This window comes from Tardiphaga sp. OK246, from assembly GCF_900188215.1.
Classification (GTDB): domain Bacteria; phylum Pseudomonadota; class Alphaproteobacteria; order Rhizobiales; family Xanthobacteraceae; genus Tardiphaga; species Tardiphaga robiniae.
On the sequence record NZ_FZOX01000014.1, the window covers coordinates 1 to 18580 of the forward strand.

Consider the following 18580-nt stretch of genomic DNA (forward strand, 5'->3'; position numbering starts at 1 on the left):
CTGCCGGTGTGGATGTCGTCATCCGCACCCCAGTTCACGTTCAGCGCAATGTTCGACACCGACTTGACGTTGCTCGCATCGTAGCTGCCGCCATTGAGGTTCGCGCCCGTCAGGCCGTCCTCGCCAACCACCTGCGCCGTAACCGCTTCGCCGGTTGTCGGCACGTCGTCATTGACCCTGACCGCGAAGTTGGAATTGACCGAATCGCCGTCGGAATCCGTCGCGACGATGTTAAAGCCGAGCACGATGTTAGCGCCCTGCCCCTCGCCAACGTGATCGAGATTGTCCAGCAGCGTGAATTCGTAGCTGCCGTTGCCGCTGTCCGACAGTTGCACGGTGAACACCGTACGTGAGCTTGCACCCTCACCTTCGCCTGACGTCGCGATCGCTGTCAGCAAAGTACCGTCCGCCGAGACGGTGTAGGTCAGTGTCACCCCGTCAGAGCTGAGGTTGAGCGCTGCGAGATTGGCAACAGTCTGCGACCGGAACGCCACAGAGCGATCATGCGCTCCGCCGCCTGTCGTTGGGTTATAGTTGTCAGAGCGCCAATCGATATGCAGTGACACTTCGCCTGTAGTCTTCGGCGAGAATGAGCCGCCGACGACCAGCAGGGAGGGCATTTCCCCGCCGCCTTCACTCGGCGGCGTTTCGTCGTTGCCTTCATTCACGGTGCCTTCATCAGTCGGACCGGTCACAACCGGCACCGTATCCGTGATCACAGCATGCAGCGTGCCGGAAACCGTATCGCCGTCACTGTCCGTTGCCGTGAAGTTGAAAGCCAGATCGATGGTCTGGAACGTGGTCGTTCCCTGATCGTGGTCCAGCGACCGATATTGGGTAACGACGTAGCTGCCGCTATTGCTGGCGTCAGACAGCGTGACCACGAAGACGATGTTGCCGGCAACTCCGCCGCCCTCGCCTTCACCGCTTGGCGTGCCGCTCTGCTGCAGGCTGGCAAGACTCGTCGGCGCTGTGTCGCCGGTATAGGCGACCAGCGCTGTACCGTTTTCCAGTAATACGTAATGAACCGTATCGCCATGCGACGTCAGCGTACCGATCGTCGTCGTGCCATCGCCGGTGGCCACCACCTGCGTATTGGCGAACACGACCGAACGGTCGCCCGTTCCGCCAGTGGTCGCGGATACGCCGCCATCGACATGATCGTTGTAGCGGTCGGCGCCCCAGGAGATTCCCAGCGAACCCGTCTGCGTCGCCGGATTACCCGACAGCGGATCCGTGAGACCAGCTTCGGTCGGCGTGCCGATAACCGGCGTATCGTCATTGATGCCAATCGAGATCGTCACGGGCGCGGTGTCACCGCTGCCATCCGTGGCGATCACGTTGATCGAGAGATTGATCGTATCTTCGGTGCCATGAATCGGATGATCGAGCGGGCGCAACAGCGTGAATGTATAGCTGCCCTGCAGCGACGAGGCGTCGAGCGATACCGTGAAGACCTGATTAGCAGCCACGGTGAAATCGCCGCCGACATAACCGATCATCACCGGCTGGCCGTTCACGGTGGTGAATGCAAGTTGAACCGCCTGACCGTCCGAGGTCAGGCCCGCCAGCGTCGGTTGATTGAGCGAGAATGCGAAGCTGCGATTCACAAAATCGGTGCCGAAGTCGACGTTCAACGATCCCGTGACCGACGTGGCAATGCCGCCGGAATCGCCGGTGCCACCGGGATTGCCTTCCGCAAAGCCATCTTCGTTTAGCGTGACGGCCGTAACGCCGCCCGGAATCGGCGACGGGTTAGGTGTCCCATCGTTCAGATTGTCGAAGCCGCCGCCAGTGTCTTCGCCCGCGAGGAGCGCAAGACGCGCGCCCGAGGCGCCGAGCGCACCAACGGTCGCATCGCCGAAATTAGCCCCCCCCGTCGGGCCCGTCGCTCCGCCGGCAGCAGGAAGAACCGATTGATCGGTGGTGATCGGAAATGTTTGCGCGAACTGCTCGCCTGTCAGCGTGCGATCGGAGCCCATGTCGAATGCGAGATCGGTGAGCGGCTTGCCCATCGAGTCGAACACTGGATCGACAGTCACCGTTGACTGGTTGTCGAAGAGGATGATCAGCTTTTCGCCGACGCGTACGAAGGTCAGCTTCTCGCTTGCGACGTCAGCGAAATCGAGTTTCGTATTGCCGTCGAGATGGACTGTAACAGCTTGCCCATTCTGCGGCTTCTCGAGCTTCAGGTTCTTCGGAGACGGCGGGGTCTGCGTGGTGGAACCGGCGAGTTGAGCGAGCAATACGGGAGCGTTCATGAATACAACCTCAAGCTGATCGGACCGAAAAACGTCCAAGTCCTGCGAGGGTTAAAATATTCTTAAGAACGCATAGACGTCAATGAATACCTGTAAAATTTGAAGCGTTTGTGTTGCATTGGTTAAGTTCAAAAATGAAACAGCGTATTAATAAGTCTAAATCGTTCGATAATAATACTTCGCCTAGACAGTCTATTTTTGGGACTGCCTGGAAAAATCCACAAATCGCGGCGTATCTATTGTAAAAATAAGAAAATATTCGAAAAAACGACTTATTTTATACTTGATAAGATGACTTCTCATATCGCGCTGAACAACGAAATCAGCTCACAACCACAGGCACGTCCGCCAATATTGGACGGGCGCCTGAATTTGCTTTCGCGAGCCTATATCGACAGCGGCGCGAACCGCCGCGTAGTGATCGCCCTTCGCGAGTAAATTTCGAAATGGGACAGTTGCTTAAAGCGCATTCGTGTCACGGCCAGATGGCAAGGTCGCCATTTGCAGTGCGCATTCCGCGAATCTCTGGGATCGCGGACTTGTTCTCCGGACACAGACGTGAGTCAGCAAGCTGCGCAGATGCGCAACTCGCTATAGCAGGACTGCTGATAGGATAAAAGTCTAGATGCGGGTAACGACGCACGCGACCGGGCTATACTTGGCCCGATACAACAGCGCGTGCTCGCGAATGCCATCCAGCCATACGCCACGGCCTGCATAGCGATATCCCTCACCCATCGGGATCAGGCGAACAGGCATTGCACGGTGCGGGGTCAGGTACAGATGGCCAGTGACGATATCACCCGGAAAGGTCACACGGCCGGAGGTCAGCTTGTAGACCGCCCCATTCTGACAATCGACGGAGAAGGCAGCGCCTGGAAGCAGGCCTTCGGCATGCGAGACAGTTGCACCGGAAGCCATTCCGGCAGCCACCAACAAACCCAACAGCGTGTGCTTGAAGCGCATCTCAATCCCCTCGTCGACCTCACCCTGGCGCATTAAGAGCCCAAGATGCACGGAAGTACAAGATCGCGAAGCGCATAAAACGTCGATATCAGGCCGATTGTCGACGTTGTGTTGTCGAACTATCTCAGAGCGCCAGCGGCAAGGAAGAGCCCCCGCCGAAGCCGTCCACCTCGGCCGCGGGCAACATGTCGGTCTCGCTCTCATGATGCGGACGCGTAGCATAGGGCGCGGCGAAAAGGCTGACGCCTTTGTGGTCGATAGCGAAAAGCGGCATGAAATGCGGCAGATCGCGCGTTTCCGACAATCGGGAGTAGCGATTGTCGAGCACCAGCCAGCGGCCATCGACACGGACGGTCAGCACCGCATGGTCCTGGCGCACCGCCATGTCACGCACCAGCATCATCTTGATATCGGCCTCCGGCACGTCCGTTGCGACGAGCATGGCGAATTTGGCGATCGCATAATCTTCGCAATCGCCGATGCCCGCAGATAGCGTCTCAAGCGGCGAACTCCACAGATCGGCGACGCCGTGTTGCTGATAGTCTCCGACATAGCGGATCGCATAGTTGACGTCGCGATTGATCGCCTCGACGCGTGTGCGCAGACCCAACTCGGCGGCGGAACGCGTGACGGCGACAAACTTGCGCGCACCGGCGGCGCAGTTCTCGCTATCAGCCTTGCAGTCCTCGATCGATTTCAAGTCGGCGCGCATACGCGCTTCCACACCGCGCCATTTCGTCCATAGCAGCCCTTCAGGCGCGCGGAACGTGAACAGGCCGAACGGCTCCTCGCTGGTGGCAGGCAGGATCGCGGCCGGAGACGGCGCATCGCTGATCACCTTGGCATCTGATCCCTGCGACGCGTCCAAGGATGCGAGTTCGATATTGCCGGGCTTTGCATGGTTATCGCTGTCACGCTTGGCCAGCACCTGGTTGATCGTGAAGAACCGAACCGGCGGCGCGGTCATGCCCGCGTTCGGCGTATCCATGACAAGGCGTTCAAGCACCGTCTTCTTCGCGCGTGACTTTGCAAATGCTCCATCGCAAGCGCTGACGCTTACGACACCGGCGAGCACGAACCCCAGCGCACGCGGGAATGCCCGCGTCTGATCGATACGCAACATGACTGACGCCCCGTTGTCCGGAGCATCGGCCGACGTCATTGCGTCGATCCCCGTCCGGATCTTGTGGCATCAGGGATAAATCGAGGGCTGCTTCAGGCCGGTTAAAACACGTCAACCTGTGCGGGTATGTCGTTGAACGCGCTCAATCGCCTACCAACGCATTCGCTCGAATTTTAGCGAAGCCTGCGTTTTAAGAGTTCGTTGACTCTAATGGACTGGGAGCAAGGTAACATACGGAGCAGCGGAGATGCTCCGTAGCGCTATCAGCGTTCGCGAAACGCCTCGTCACGCAGCATGCGCGCAGGCTTCACGAGATAATCCAGCACCGACTTCTTGCCGGTCAGGACTTCCACTGTCGCCACCATGCCAGGAATGATCGGCAGCGGCTGCTCGGCAGTGCCGAGGTGGTTCTTTTCGGTGCGCACCATGACACGGTAGAACGTCTCGCCGCGCTCATTCTTGTCACCCTTCTCGTCGGTGATGGTATCGGCGCTAATACGTTCGACCCGGCCGTGAAGCGATCCATAGACCGAAGAGTCGTAGGCGCTGAGCTTCACCACCGCCTCATGGTCCGGACGGATGAAGGCGATGTCCTGCGGACGAATGCGCCCCTCGACCAGCAGCGTATCCTCGAGTGGCACGATCTCCATCACGTTGGCGCCGGGTGCGACGACCGCACCAATGGTGGTAACGTTGAGTCTGTTAACGATACCATAGACCGGCGACCGCAGTTCGGTGCGCCGAACGCGATCCTGCGCGGACTTGATGTTCTCGTCGAGGACCGCGAGATCGCCGCGCGATTTCGCGAGATCATCTTCCGCCGTGGAACGAAATGCCGTGGTGATATTGAGAAGTCGCGACTGCGCTTCCTTCACGGCAGCCTCGGTCTTGACCATGGTCGCCTGCACCACTGCGAGCTGGCCGCGCATGTCGGTGGCTTGCCGGTCGGACCGCAGCATCTCGATCTCGGGAACGACCTTCTGCTCATAGAGCCGGCGCGTCAGCAAGGTTTCGCGGGTCAGCAGCGTCAGCGTCTCGGAGAAGCGGGTTTCCGACGCACGGAGCTCGTCGATTTCCTTTTTCTTCTGCCATTCCTGCTGGGCAATCACGTCGATGTCCTGCGCAAGCTTGCGCATATGGGCATCGAACACGCTACGTTCGGTCTGAACCGCACGCGGTGCAAGCTTCGTGAGATCCTCCGGAAACTCGACGCTGGTCTTGCCAAAGGTCTCTGCTTCCAGTCGGATCACGCGAGCAGCCATGGCACCGCGCCGCTCGCGGATTTCGCCAAACTGCGCCGCGAAGTTGGTATCTTCGATGCGTGCCAGCGGCTGATCTTTCCTGACGATCGCGCCTTCCTGGATCAGCAATTCACTGATGATGCCGCCTTCGAGCGATTGCACCACCTGCGTCTGGCGCGACGGCACCACCTTGCCATTGCCGCGCTTCACTTCATCCAGCACGGCGAAGTGTGCCCACAGCAGGAACACGACGAGCAGACCGGTGACGGTCATCAACAACATCCGCGCCGTGCGCGGCGTGCGCATTTCCATGGCAGCACGAACGTCGTTCGAAAATGCGAAATCAGACTGCGACATTGACCGGCCTCCCCGCTGCTTGAGGAGCCTGCGGCTGCGGACGCAAGCGCGTCAGGATCTGATCGGCGGGACCGTCGGCGACGATCTTGCCGTTGTCGAACACGAGAATGCGATCGACCAGCGACAGTAGCGACGGGCGATGCGTCGAGACGATAATCGACATCTCACCCTTGGCGAGCGTCTTGAGGCGATCGAGGAATTCGCCTTCACTGCGCACATCGAAATGCGCCGTGGGTTCGTCGAGAAACAATACGCGCGGCTTGCGGATCAGCACACGCGCGAGGCCGATCGCCTGTTTCTGGCCGCCCGACAGGCTACGGCCGCCTTCGGCAACCATCATATCGTAGCCCTGCGGATGACCGGCGATGAAGGTCTCGACGCCGGACAGGCGTGCAGCCGCGAGCACTTCCTCATCGGTCGCATCGGGACGGCCCAGCGTGATGTTGTCGCGCAGCTTGCCGTAGAACAGATCGGTGTCCTGCAGCACGAAACCGATGCCGGCGCGCAGGTCCGCCGGGTCGTATTGCCGGATATCGATGCCGTCGATCAGGATGCTGCCTTCGCTCGGCGGATAGAACGCTGTCGCCAGACGGCCGACCGTGGTCTTGCCTGAGCCGACCCGGCCGATGATGCCGATCTTCTCGCCAGGCTTCACATGGAAAGAGATGCCGTCGAGCGCTTTGGCCGGGCTGTTCGGATAGGAAAAGCTGACATTGCGGAATTCGATGCTGCCCTTGGTGATCTCGCGCGCCACGAAGATCTTTTCCGGCGGTCGCTCGCGCTCCGTCGCCATCAGGCGATCGATCGACCGCAGGGCCGACATGGTTTGTGTCGCGCGCGTCATCACAGCCGCGATGCCGGCGATGGGACCGAGAATGCGGCCCGACAACATATTGGCCGCAACCAGCGCACCGACCGACAGTTTGCCGTCGAGAATGAGGAACACGCCGACCACGACCAGCAACAGGCTGCACAACTGCGTCGCCACACTCGCACTGGTCATCGCCAGCGACGACCAGAACTGCACGCCTTCGCTTGAACGCGCAGTCGCGGCGACGGAACGTTCCCACACTGTCTGTACGCGGCTCTCGCCGGCGACAGCGCGAACGGTCTCGATGCCGTTCAGCGACTCGATGAGAATGCCGTGGCGTGCGGCCGATTCCGCCTGCAGGCGCTTCATCGCACGATCGAGCGGCCGCTGGATCAAGAGACCGACGAGGATCATCACAGGCAGCATCGCGAGCGGGATCCAGGCCAGCGGCCCGGCAATCACGAACAGCACCGCAATGAAGATGATCGCGAATATCATATCGGTCGCCGACACGACCGTGCCCGACGTGAAGAATTCGCGCACCGAGTCGAAGTCGCGCATCTGATTGGCGAGAATGCCGACCGAGGGCGGACGCTTGTCCATCTTCAGCGCCATCACATGTTCGAAGATGTTCGACGCCAGCACCACGTCGATCTTCTTGCCGGTCATGTCGATGATGCGGCTGCGGACCACCTTGAGCAGGAAGTCGAAAGCGATCGCCAGCGACAGGCCGATACCAAGTGCCACCAGCGACGGGATCGCGCCATTCGGGATGACGCGGTCATACACGCTCATGGTGAACAGCGGCGCGGCGAGCGCCAGCATGTTGACGATGAAAGCTGCAATGGCGACATGGCTGTAGTTGGAGCCGAACCGGCTGACGACGGACCAGAACCAGTGAGCCTTCGGCAGATCGCCGGCGGCGATCGCGCGCGGATCGCTGACGGACGCCGGACGGACGAAATAGACGAAGCCGGCATATTTCTCTTCGACGGCTTCGATCCGCTCCATGGCGATCGCACCGTCACCGACGGGGGTTGCCAGTGTCAAACGGCCACTCGCCAGATCGATGCCGCGCAGAATCCGCGTCGAACCATCGTGAAACAGAAGCACAGCAGGCAGGACCAGCGCAGGGATATCCTTGAGCGGTCGCTCGTTCAGTTCGGCCTCGAGGCCCGCCCGCTGCGCCGCGCGCTCATACAGAGCCGTTGTCAGCACGCCGCGCTCGACCGGGAGACCGGCAAGCAGCGCACTGCGGCTGACAGCTCTGCCGTGGTGAGCGGCGAGATAAAGCAGGCTGTCCGTTAACGGATCGGCATGCTGATGCTCGACCTCCGCTACGGGCGCAGCCGGCAGGTCCATTGCGATATCGAACTGGGGTGAGCGAATGTTCAATGCAGCCTCGGAAATTCCAGGCGCCTTGTATGACCCGTGCGCGGATCTACTGGCCTTACAAAATATGACTTGCCAGCTTTACAGGCGATCCTTGCGGAGCGCCTGTACTATTTCGCGGTTCAGACGAATTGCTGAACTTACGGTAAACCCGACCGCGGATTATGAATCTGCGTACTTAACTGGTTAACGGCGCCCCGCAGAAGCATCGGCCGACACGCTGCCCTGCCCGACCTGGCCCGATGTCACGAACAATGCGTTGGCGTTCGACAGATCTTGCGAGGCCCAGCGATCACCGAACAGCACGGCTTTCGGTTCCAGCGCCGGTGCGAAAGGCGAATTCCAGGTCTGGAAGGGCAAAACCGTATTGAGCGGTTCGGATCCCGGCTCCGGCGCCGTCAGCAGGATCGGCGGCAGGCGATACGGGATCAGGCCGGATGCACGGCTCTCGATCGGCTCAGACTCCGGCGGCTTGCCGGTCTTCAGATAGGACAGCAGCTGTCCCATGGCCGCCAGCAACTGATAGTCGGCGAACACGGTGACGCCGCGTGCAGACACCAGTGAGACGTTGGCGTTGAAGTACTGGTTCTGCGAGTTGAGCAGATCGATCAGCGTGCGCTGGCCGAGCTCATATTCCTTGTTGTAGGCCACGAAAGTACGGCGAGCGGCTTCAACTTCACGCACCAGCGCTGCTGCACGCTCCGTCGTGATCGTCCGCGCAGCCCATGCCTTGTCGAGCGACTCCAGCGCATCACGCTGCAGGCGTGCATGGCGCTGTTGCTGCTCGATCATGCGTTCGCCAGCTTCGGCGCGCTTCCACGCATCCTGACCGCCGCGGAAGATATCCCAGCTCACAACAACCTTGCCGCTGACTTCGTCGCGGTTGCCCGGATAAGTGATCGAGTCCTTGCCGCGCAGCGCGCGGCCTTCCAGGGCGACGTTCGGAACGAATGCGCCGGCGGTCGAGTCGAAAGCGCGCTTGGCCGCATCGACATCTGCACCAGCGGCGCGGATCGTCGGATTGTACTTGAAGGCGACGTCAAGCGATTCGTTCTTGGTTGCCGGCATATCCGGCAAGCGACCGGGAAAACGCACATTGAACGGCTCAAGACCGACGGTCTTGCGATACTTGGCGCGCGCAAAATCGAGGCTGAGGCGGAAATCCGACAACACGGCCTCTGCTGCAGCCACCCGCTCTTCCGCCTGCTGGGTATCGCCCTCACCGGCACGACCGCCAGCGAAACGCGCACGGACATTGGCGCGCAATTCGAGATGAACCTTGAGATTTTGTTCGGCCAAAGCGACCAGACGCAAATAGCGCGTCACATCGACATAGGCTTCGGCCGCATCGAGCGCGATCAGTTCGGTCCGTTCAAGCACCCGGAACGCCGCAGCATCGACGCGCGCAGCCTGACGCCAGATGTCGTTGATTGACGCAAAGCCGTCGAACACCAGCTGGCGCACCGTTACCGACGCCTCGCTGCCGTTGACATAGGAGCCATTGCCGGCCGGCGCAGGAACGATCGCCCGGTTCAACATCTCGGGGCCGGTATTCGCCTGCAGCCTGATCTGAGGCAGCAAAGTACCTTGGCTCTGGCGAAGTTCGGCTTCGGTGGCGCGGCGATTGGCAGAAGCCTCGCCGACACCTGGGTTCGTCTTTACCGCCTGATTGATGGCGTCAAGAATGAAAAATGGCTCGGCTGCATAAGCGAACTTGCCGCTCGATCCCAGCAATACAACTACAAGGAAAATCTTTGCGATCTGCTTCATGGATTGAGCGCTAACAAGAAACGGAACTTGCCGCAATCCGAAAGCCACATTTTCGATCGAAAACTGACTCATTGTTGCAAGAATGCATTACCTCGTCCGGAGGAGGCATGGGTCCGCTGATCCGTCACGCCCCTGTCATTTTCGGCACTGATTTCAGTTATTTACAATGCCTAACAACAGGTTAACACGATTTCGTGAGTGGCAAAACCGACCCCAGGACGATGAATGCGCGCTGGGCGGGCCAGAGCGCGCCCAATTGTGGCAATCATCGCTATTTCGTAAAATGGAAAAAGATACGACACAAATGAGCGCGCGGCATGCTATCGGCCAAGCAATCCACCATAACACACCCTCTGGATGCATTGATTCGAGGATGACGCGTAACGACAGCTAGTTCCGCTTGTAGTCATCCTCGATGCGAACGATGTCGTCCTCGCCAAGGTAGCTGCCCGTCTGCACCTCGATCAGCTCGAGCGGAATTTTACCAGGGTTTTCCAGACGGTGCGTGGCACCGAGCGGGATGTAGATCGACTCGTTCTCGTGGACGGTCTTGATCTGATCGTTGATCGTCACCTTCGCGGTACCACGCACAACGATCCAGTGCTCGGAGCGATGGTGGTGCATCTGGAGTGACAACCGCTCTCCGGCTTTCACCACGAGGCGCTTGACCTGATAGCGCTCGCCATCCTCAAGAGCCTGCACAGATCCCCATGGGCGATGCACCTTGAGATGATCTTCGGTGACCTGCGGCGCCGTGACCTTCAGCTTCGCCACAAGCCGTTTCAAGCCGTTGGCATCCTTCTGGCGGGAGACCAGCACGGCGTCGTGCGTCGCCACCACCACGAGATCGTCAACGCCCTCCAGCGCCACCACCGGACCATCGCTGGCCACGTTGCAGTTGCGCGAGTCCTCGAACACCGCCACACCCTGCGCGGCATTGCCCTGCGCATCCTTGTCGGACAGCTCCCACACTGCGAGCCACGAGCCGACATCCGACCAGCCGCAGGACACCGGCACCACGGCCGCCTTCGTCGTCTTCTCCATCACGGCATAATCGACAGAGATCGATTTTGCCTTCGCGAAAGCGTCCGCATCGAGCGTAAAGAAGCCGAGATCGCGGCCGGCCTTCGCCACAGCGCTGGTGATGGTCTCGACACTATCGGCGTCGACACTACGATATTCATCGAGCAGCATCCCCGCCCGAAACATGAAGTTGCCGCTGTTCCAGAGATAGCCGGCCTCAATATAACCGGTTGCCGTCTGCAGGTCCGGCTTCTCGACGAATTTGGCGACGCTCTTCACCTTGTCAGAAAGCGACTGGCCTGGTGAAATATAGCCATATTCGGTGGCTGGACGCTCCGGCTGAACGCCGAACGTCACAATGTGGCCGGCATCGGCAACCACCAGCCCAGCCCGGCACGCCGCCACGAAAGCCGGCACGTCGCGCACCACGTGATCAGCGGCAAGCGCAAGCACGACCGCGTCCTCATCGCGGGTTTGGGCGAACGCGGCACCGGCGGCAATGGCCGGGCCTGAATCGCGCCGCGCCGGCTCGAGCAGAATGTCTGCATCGAGCCCGATCTCGGCGAGTTGTTCGCGCACCATGAACCGATAGGCGGCACTGGTGATGACAATGGGACGATCGAACAAGCCAGCATCGGATACACGAATCACGGTGTCCTGAAAGGTCGAGCGCGGCCCGAATAATGGCAGAAATTGCTTCGGGCGCCCCTCACGCGACGACGGCCACAGGCGCGTCCCGGCACCGCCACACATGATCAGGGGAATAATGCGCTTGCTCATCAGTCGCTCTCAACCCTTCGCGTTCAGATTACCGTAGTGGCTGCGATACCACGTCACGAATTGCCGAATCCCCTCCTCGATCGAAGTATCCGGCTTGAAACCGACGTCACGCATCAGATCGTCCACATCGGCAAAAGTCTCAGGCACATCGCCCGGCTGCATCGGCAGCATCGTCTTGATCGCCTCAAGCCCCAGTTCCTTCTCAAGAACCGTGACCACATGCAAAAGGTCCTCTGGCTTGTGGTTACCGACGTTGTAGATTCGCGCTGGCGCCTCGTCCTCGCTACCGGTCGGCACATGATCAATCAGCCGCCCGATAGCACCGACAACGTCGTCGACATAGGTGAAGTCGCGTCGCATGTTGCCGTGATTGAAGAGCTTGATCGGCTGCTTGTCGAGGATCGCCTTGGTAAACAGGAAGATCGCCATATCCGGCCGGCCCCAAGGACCATAGACGGTGAAGAAACGAAGCCCGGTGGTCGGCAGGCGATAGAGATGGCTGTAGGAATGCGCCATCAACTCGTTGGCTTTCTTCGTCGCAGCATAGAGACTGACCGGATTGTCTACCCTGTCGCTGACGGAGAACGGCTTCTTCTTGTTGGCGCCATAGACCGAGGATGACGACGCATAGAGCAGATGCGCGCAGCCATTGTGCCGGCATCCTTCGAGGATATTGAGAAAGCCCTCGAGGTTGGCATCGGCATAGGCGTGCGGCTGCTCGATGGAATAGCGCACACCCGCCTGCGCAGCGAGATGAATGACAACGGGGAATTTGTATTCGCCAAACAGCGCCGAGATCGCGGGACGATCTGCCAGATTCGCTCTCACAAAGGTAAAGCGAGGCTGGCCCTCCAGCAGCTTCAGCCGCGCCTCCTTCAGCGCCGGATCGTAATAGCTGTTGACGCTATCGAGACCAACGACCGTTCGCCCTTCGGCCAGCAGCTGCCGCGTCACGTGGAAACCGATGAAGCCGGCAGCACCGGTGACAAGGATGGGTTGTTCAGACATCGTGTCCCCAGACATTCGCCAGAAATCGCCATGTTGCATGACGATCCGTGTCGCATTCCATTAGCCATCCAGGCGATGATGTTGCAACACTTCGGCATCGCAGCATCCGATTGCGTCAGAAGCGCGGCCTTCGCCGCTAGCTATGCCATGAAAACAGGATAAGAAGAGCCGCCGTGCATAACTCCGAACTATTTGTCTCATTGCGACCCAAATCTTCCCCGCAACGCATGTCTTTCCTGCGATCAATGTCATCCCGATGTCGTCATTCGAATTGATTACAACCTTCGTCGCTCTGGTTGTAGCCGCCGTTCTGTCCGCGGTTTGCATCAACGCTATTCATCCGCTGCTCATCCGCTATGCAATGGCGCGACCGAACGCCCGATCGTCCCACAAGGTGCCGACACCGCAAGGCGCCGGCATCGCGGTGATATCAGTCGCGCTGCTGGTTGCCGGGTGCTCGATTGCAAGTCTTTCCGTTTCAGCGACACCGGCGCTGTGGATACTGTTCGGGGCAACGATCCTGATCGCGACCATCGGCGCGATTGATGATCTGCGTCCGATTTCCGTGACGCCGCGACTGCTGCTGCAAGCCGTCAGTATTGCCGCGATCCTGTTTGCTCTGCCCCCGACACTGCAGATTACACCGGACCTGCCTCTCTGGATCGAACGCGGCTTGCTGCTGCTGGCTGCACTCTGGTTCGTCAATCTCGTGAATTTCATGGATGGGCTCGACTGGATCACAGTGGCCGAAGTGATTCCGATCACCGCGGCGCTGGTGCTGATCGGCTTCTCCGGGCAACTGCCGTTATCAACGGCGCTCATTGCCGCTGCGCTCTGCGGCGCCACGCTCGGCTTCGCGCCGTTCAATCGGCCCGTTGCGAAGATGTTTCTGGGCGACGTCGGCAGCCTCCCCATCGGGCTATTGCTGGCCTGGTGCTTCCTGCAACTGGCCTATGCGCATCAACTGGCTGCCGCCATCCTGCTGCCGCTGTATTACCTTGCCGACGCGACCATCACCCTGCTCCGGCGGCTGGCAAAACGCGAGCCGGTATGGCTGGCGCATCGCTCGCATTTCTACCAGCGCGCGACGGACAATGGCTTCGCCGTGATCGAGGTGGTGCGAACGGTGTTCGTACTCAATATCGGCCTGGCGGCCCTCGCCGGGCTGTCGATCTATTTCCGCTCAGGCGTCGCCGACACAGCTCTGCTTGTCCTTGGCAGCGTCGCCGTCGCCGCGGTATTGAAGGCATTCTCGACGCCGCGCCGCTGACGCAGACTCACTGCGCCGCCGCCCGATATTCCGGCACCGCATCCTTTAGCGTCGCCACAGCGACCTCGTGCTGATCCGCCTCAATGGCTTTCTGCAAGATCGCAAGCCAGCTGTTCAGTGTCTCCAGTGGCAGTTCGTTCGGGCGGGCGGCGACGATGCCGGCGATACCGATCTCGCTGGTTGGCTCCTGCTCAGCGAACAGTATCTCGTTGAGCCGCTCGCCCGGCCGAACACCAGTGAATACGATATCGATATCATAGCCGGGCTGAAGACCGGACAGCCGGATCATGCGGTCGGCGAGATCGACGATCTTCACCGGCTGCCCCATGCTGAGCACATAGACCGATGCATCGGCATGCTGCGCGTTCATCGCATGGGTTGCCGCGGTGACGACCAGATCGCAGGCCTCGCGGATGGTCATGAAGTAGCGCACCATATCAGGGTGCGTCACCGTCACCGGCCCACCGGCTTCGATCTGCGCCTTGAACTTCGGAACGACGGACCCATTCGACGCCAGAACATTACCAAACCGCACCGAGATCAGCCGCATGGGCGACTTGGCGGCACTGCCGCTGATGGCGTCGCCATCCAGCGCCTGGCAATACATCTCGGCAAAACGCTTGGTGAGGCCGAGCATCGACACCGGCTCGATGGCCTTGTCGGTCGAGATCATCACCATCGCATCGGCGCCCGATGCGAGGGCCGCATCAGCGACATTCACAGAACCGAAGATGTTGGTCTTGACACCCTCGCCCCAGTCACGCTCCAGGATAGGCACATGTTTCAGCGCGGCCGCGTGAAACACCGCATCCGGCTTGAATGCGATCATCAGTTGATGAATGCGCTCGCGGTCCCTGACATCGGCGATGCGGCCCTCGATCGCTGCGCTGGTGACCTTAGCCGCCAGCTTTTCCATAGCCGCATGAAGCGCCGGCTCGGAATTCTCGATAATGAGCAGCCGTGCCGCGCCGAAAGTGGTGACACGGTCGCAGATCTCGTAGCCGATCGAGCCGCCACCGCCGGTCACGACGATCGCTTTGCCGCGCACGAAATTCTCCAGTCGGGCATAGTCGATCTTGACGCTCGGCCGCAGCAACAGATCCTCGACTGCCACCGGCGCCAATTGCGGCGTATCGCGGCTCTCCTCGAGCGACGGAATCCGGCTGACCGTCAGCCCGAGCTTGCGCGCACGCATCAAGACCGACTCGGGCAACGCCTCTGCTTCAAACGCCGACGGCGTCATCACGATCCGTTCGATCGGGCGTTGCCGCGTGCTGAAGTCATCAACGACATTACCGAGATCGTCGATGCCGCCCAGGACCGGCACACCTCGGATCGCCTGTCCACGATCGGACATCGCCGGCGACAAGATACCAACCGGCCACATGCGCTTGACGGCACCACTCTCAATGCCGCGCAAGAACACCTCGGCATCGGCCGCACGACCAATCAGCAGTGCCGGTGACGCATCCATCGCGCGCGCCTGATTGCGCGTACGTGTATAACGGAAATAGCGATAGGCCAGTCGCGATCCGCTCAGAAAGAAGATCTGGATAAACCAGTAGATGATGATCGTTGTCTTGCCCAGGAAGAACGTGCCGTACACGTTCGGCGCCAGGAAGATATAGTCGAGCACCAGAAGCGCGCCCGTCAGCACCGTGGATGCCTTGATGATATTCAGCAAATCGGGCAGCGAAATGAAGCGCCACTTCGTCGTCGTCAGATTGAACAGGTAACAGACGAAAAAGCTGAAGACGACGAAGTACGGCAGGATCTTCAGGAGCAGCGGCAGCCGATCCCACAGATTTTCGCCATCGAAACGCAGCACGAAGCTGAGAACGACCGCGGCCGCCGTGACGATGGCGTCATGCGTCGCAATCAGCCAGTTGCGGGCAGAAAACTGTGTGATGCGTGTCATGACTGTCCGCTGCGCGCGCGCTCGACCAGCGACGTCGTGCTGTGGCCTTGCAGGATATCGATCAGGATCACCTCTCCGCCGTTGGCGGCGACAACCTCATGGCCGACCACCTGCTCTCGCGTATAATCGCCGCCTTTGACCAGCGTCGCCGGCGCGATCTGCGTAATCAGGTTCAGTGGGGTATCCTCTTCGAAAATCACGACCAGATCGACCGCTTCCAGCGCCGCAAGCACTTCTGCGCGGGCGCGTTCGTCCTGCACCGGGCGCCCCTCGCCCTTCAGACGCTTCACCGACGCGTCGCTGTTGAGGCCGACGATCAGGCGATCGCAAGTCGCGCGCGCTGCCGTCAGAACCTTTACATGACCGGGATGGAGGATATCGAAACAGCCATTGGTGAAACCGATCCGCAACTGTTGTTTTCGCCAGTCGACCAATTGCGCGTCGAGATCGACTGCCGCCACGATTTTCTCTTCAGCGGCCAGAAATGCATGCGGCAAAATCCGGCGACGCAGTTCGGACGGTGTAACCACCGCCGTCCCCTTCTTGCTGACGGCGACCGCTGCCGCGGCAGTTGCCGCGCGCAATGCCGCTTCCCAGTCAGCCCCGGCCGCGAGCGCTACAGCCAGCATCGCCGCCACCGTGTCGCCGGCACCCGAGACGTCGCGCACCTTGACCGGCAGCGCCGGCACATGGATGGGCTCGCCATCGCGCGGCACCAACGTCATGCCATGCTCGCTCTGGGTCACCAGCATCGCGCCGCAGTCCGCTAGAATCATCGCTTCCTGCGCGGCAGTCGCGATGTTGATGTCGCTATCCGCACGGCTGCGCGTTGCCTCAGCGAATTCCTTGCGGTTCGGCGTCAGCAAGGTCGCGCCGCGATAGATCGCAAAATTTGCACTCTTGGGATCGACGATGACGCGCTTGCCGAGCTTCTTCGCCGCATCGATAACGTTGCGGATCACCCGCGCGGTCAGCACACCCTTGGCGTAGTCAGACAGCAGTACGATGTCGGCACGCGCGAGCTGCGGCAAAATTGTATCGATCAATTGCTTTTCGACGGACGCGGACGCAGGCGCCGCCAGTTCCCAGTCGGCGCGCAGCATATGTGTCGAGAAATGCTCGGACACGAAGCGCACCTTGCGCGTCGTCGGACGCGATGAATCCGCAACCAGCAATGCTTCGATCAGAGGCTCCTGCGCGAGCGCATTCTTGAGCGTTGCACCGGCATCGTCCTCACCGACCAGACCGACAAAGATGCATTTCGCGCCGAGGGCTGCAATATTGCGCGCGACATTGCCGGCGCCGCCGATATTGATCTCGCTGCGCTGGACCGCGATGACCGGCGCAGGCGCTTCCGGTGAAATGCGCGACACCTCGCCATAGACGAATTCGTCGAGCATCAGATCGCCGACGCAGAGCACCGTCTGATCGGCAATCGCGTGCGACAGGGCGTCGAAATCAAACATCACACCGGTACCTGTTGTGCCGTCAACGGAAGCGATCGGGCTGGTCGAGGAAGCCCTTCACATAATGCGAGACCGCATCTTCCAATGTTGTAAAACCGCCGTTGTAGCCGGCGCCGCGCAACCGATCGACTTCGCTCTGCGTGAAGTACTGATAGCTGCCGCGAATCTGCTCGGGCATGTCGATATAGTCGATGTTTGGCCTGGTGCCGAGTGCAGCATAGGCAGCCAGCATCAGATCCTTGAAGCTGCGCGCGGTTCCGGTGCCGACATTGAAGATGCCGCTGACATTGGGTGACGCCAGCAGCCACATCATTACGCGGACGACGTCCTCGACATAGATGAAGTCGCGGCGCTGATCGCCATCGGCAATACCTTCGCGATGCGACTTGAACAGCTGGATGCCGCGGCCGGCCTTGATGTCGTCGAAGCGCCGCGCCAGCACGCTCATCATTGAGCCCTTGTGGTACTCGTTCGGCCCGAACACGTTGAAGAACTTCAGGCCGGCCCATTGCGGCGGCATCTTTTCGCCCTTGGCGACGCGCTCGGCGACCGCGAGGTCGAACAGGTGCTTGCTCCAGCCGTAGAGGTTCATCGGCCGCAGTTTTTTGAGTTCGGGAACGGTCTGCTCGTCGCGAAAGCCCTGCGCACCATCGCCATAGGTCGAAGCGGACGATGCATAGATCAGCGGCGTCGCATTGGCCGTGCACCAGTCCAGCAGGCGCATCGAGAGGCGGAAATTCGTCTCGATCACAAGATCACCGTCGGTCGCGGTGGTTTCCGAAATCGCGCCGAGATGAATGACCGCATCGAGCTTGCGGCCCTTCAGCCAGTCCATCAGCTCGCCTGGCGGCACTACATCTGCAAGTTGCCGTTTGGCAAGATTACGCCATTTTCCATCATGGCCGAGCACATCGCAGACGGCCACGTCCGCGCGGCCCGCGTCATTCAGCGCGGCCACGACATTCGATCCGATAAAACCGGCTCCCCCGGTCACAAGCAGCATGAAGTCCCCGATCTCATGATTGACCCACCTTTGCCTCAACCCTGCCCCACAGGCAACTTGGGCAGCGGGATGTTCGTCGCCGCCATGGGGACATGGTTGGAAACATCCCAAATGGCTTTACCTGTCCGAATGGAGCGGGTACCGACGTGAGCCGGATATAGACTGCGGCAGAACAGCGAAGTCCTTGAAAG

The 18580-nt window shown here is 60.3% G+C and carries 12 protein-coding genes; 1 reads left to right on the top strand and 11 read right to left on the bottom strand.

Translation table 11 applies throughout. The annotated features are described in order from the left end of the window. The 8 genes from CHC01_RS31195 to CHC01_RS31230 form a co-directional block, all read right to left on the bottom strand. On the bottom strand, positions 1–2261 hold a 2261-nt coding region (locus CHC01_RS31195; protein WP_502695695.1), incomplete at its 3' end, for a T1SS-143 repeat domain-containing protein. 621 nt (positions 2262–2882) lie between these two features. After that, positions 2883–3227 carry a hypothetical protein gene (locus CHC01_RS31200; protein ID WP_089268234.1) on the bottom strand — a complete coding sequence of 115 codons (345 nt, stop codon included), beginning with the start codon at positions 3225–3227 and terminating at the stop codon, positions 2883–2885. 124 nt (positions 3228–3351) lie between these two features. After that, positions 3352–4389 carry a transglutaminase-like cysteine peptidase gene (locus CHC01_RS31205; protein ID WP_244558594.1) on the bottom strand — a complete coding sequence of 346 codons (1038 nt, stop codon included), beginning with the start codon at positions 4387–4389 and terminating at the stop codon, positions 3352–3354. A gap of 224 nt (positions 4390–4613) precedes the next feature. Beyond that, on the bottom strand, positions 4614–5948 hold the full coding sequence (locus CHC01_RS31210; RefSeq protein ID WP_089268212.1) for an HlyD family type I secretion periplasmic adaptor subunit: 1335 nt from the start codon (positions 5946–5948) through the stop codon (positions 4614–4616). After that, entirely contained in the window at positions 5935–8121 is a 2187-nt protein-coding gene (locus CHC01_RS31215) for a type I secretion system permease/ATPase (protein ID WP_089268213.1), read from the bottom strand. Before CHC01_RS31215 ends, CHC01_RS31210 begins: the two co-directional genes overlap by 14 nt. Before the next feature lie 216 nt (positions 8122–8337). Continuing rightward, on the bottom strand, positions 8338–9921 hold the full coding sequence (locus CHC01_RS31220) for a TolC family outer membrane protein (protein WP_089268214.1): 1584 nt from the start codon (positions 9919–9921) through the stop codon (positions 8338–8340). 390 nt (positions 9922–10311) lie between these two features. Beyond that, positions 10312–11724 carry a mannose-1-phosphate guanylyltransferase/mannose-6-phosphate isomerase gene (locus CHC01_RS31225; RefSeq protein ID WP_089268215.1) on the bottom strand — a complete coding sequence of 471 codons (1413 nt, stop codon included), beginning with the start codon at positions 11722–11724 and terminating at the stop codon, positions 10312–10314. Between the two features lie 9 nt (positions 11725–11733). Beyond that, positions 11734–12732, bottom strand: coding sequence for an NAD-dependent epimerase (locus tag CHC01_RS31230; RefSeq protein WP_089268216.1), 999 nt, complete (start codon positions 12730–12732; stop codon positions 11734–11736). Between the two features lie 256 nt (positions 12733–12988). Between CHC01_RS31230 and CHC01_RS31235 the strand changes: the two genes are divergently transcribed. Continuing rightward, positions 12989–14002 (top strand): MraY family glycosyltransferase, encoded by a 1014-nt coding sequence (locus tag CHC01_RS31235; RefSeq protein ID WP_089268217.1) that lies wholly within the window; start codon positions 12989–12991, stop codon positions 14000–14002. A 7-nt stretch (positions 14003–14009) separates the two neighbouring features. Here CHC01_RS31235 and CHC01_RS31240 read toward each other — a convergent pair whose 3' ends face one another. Genes CHC01_RS31240 through rfaD form a run of 3 tightly spaced genes read right to left on the bottom strand, consistent with a single transcriptional unit; the run spans position 14010 to position 18389 of the window. Continuing rightward, positions 14010–15920, bottom strand: a complete 1911-nt coding sequence (locus CHC01_RS31240; RefSeq protein ID WP_089268218.1) for a nucleoside-diphosphate sugar epimerase/dehydratase — start codon at positions 15918–15920, stop codon at positions 14010–14012. Next, positions 15917–17386, bottom strand: a complete 1470-nt coding sequence (rfaE1, locus tag CHC01_RS31245) for a D-glycero-beta-D-manno-heptose-7-phosphate kinase (protein ID WP_089268219.1) — start codon at positions 17384–17386, stop codon at positions 15917–15919. Before rfaE1 ends, CHC01_RS31240 begins: the two co-directional genes overlap by 4 nt. A gap of 22 nt (positions 17387–17408) precedes the next feature. After that, positions 17409–18389 carry an ADP-glyceromanno-heptose 6-epimerase gene (gene rfaD, locus CHC01_RS31250; RefSeq protein ID WP_089268220.1) on the bottom strand — a complete coding sequence of 327 codons (981 nt, stop codon included), beginning with the start codon at positions 18387–18389 and terminating at the stop codon, positions 17409–17411. Positions 18390–18580 lie beyond the last annotated feature (191 nt).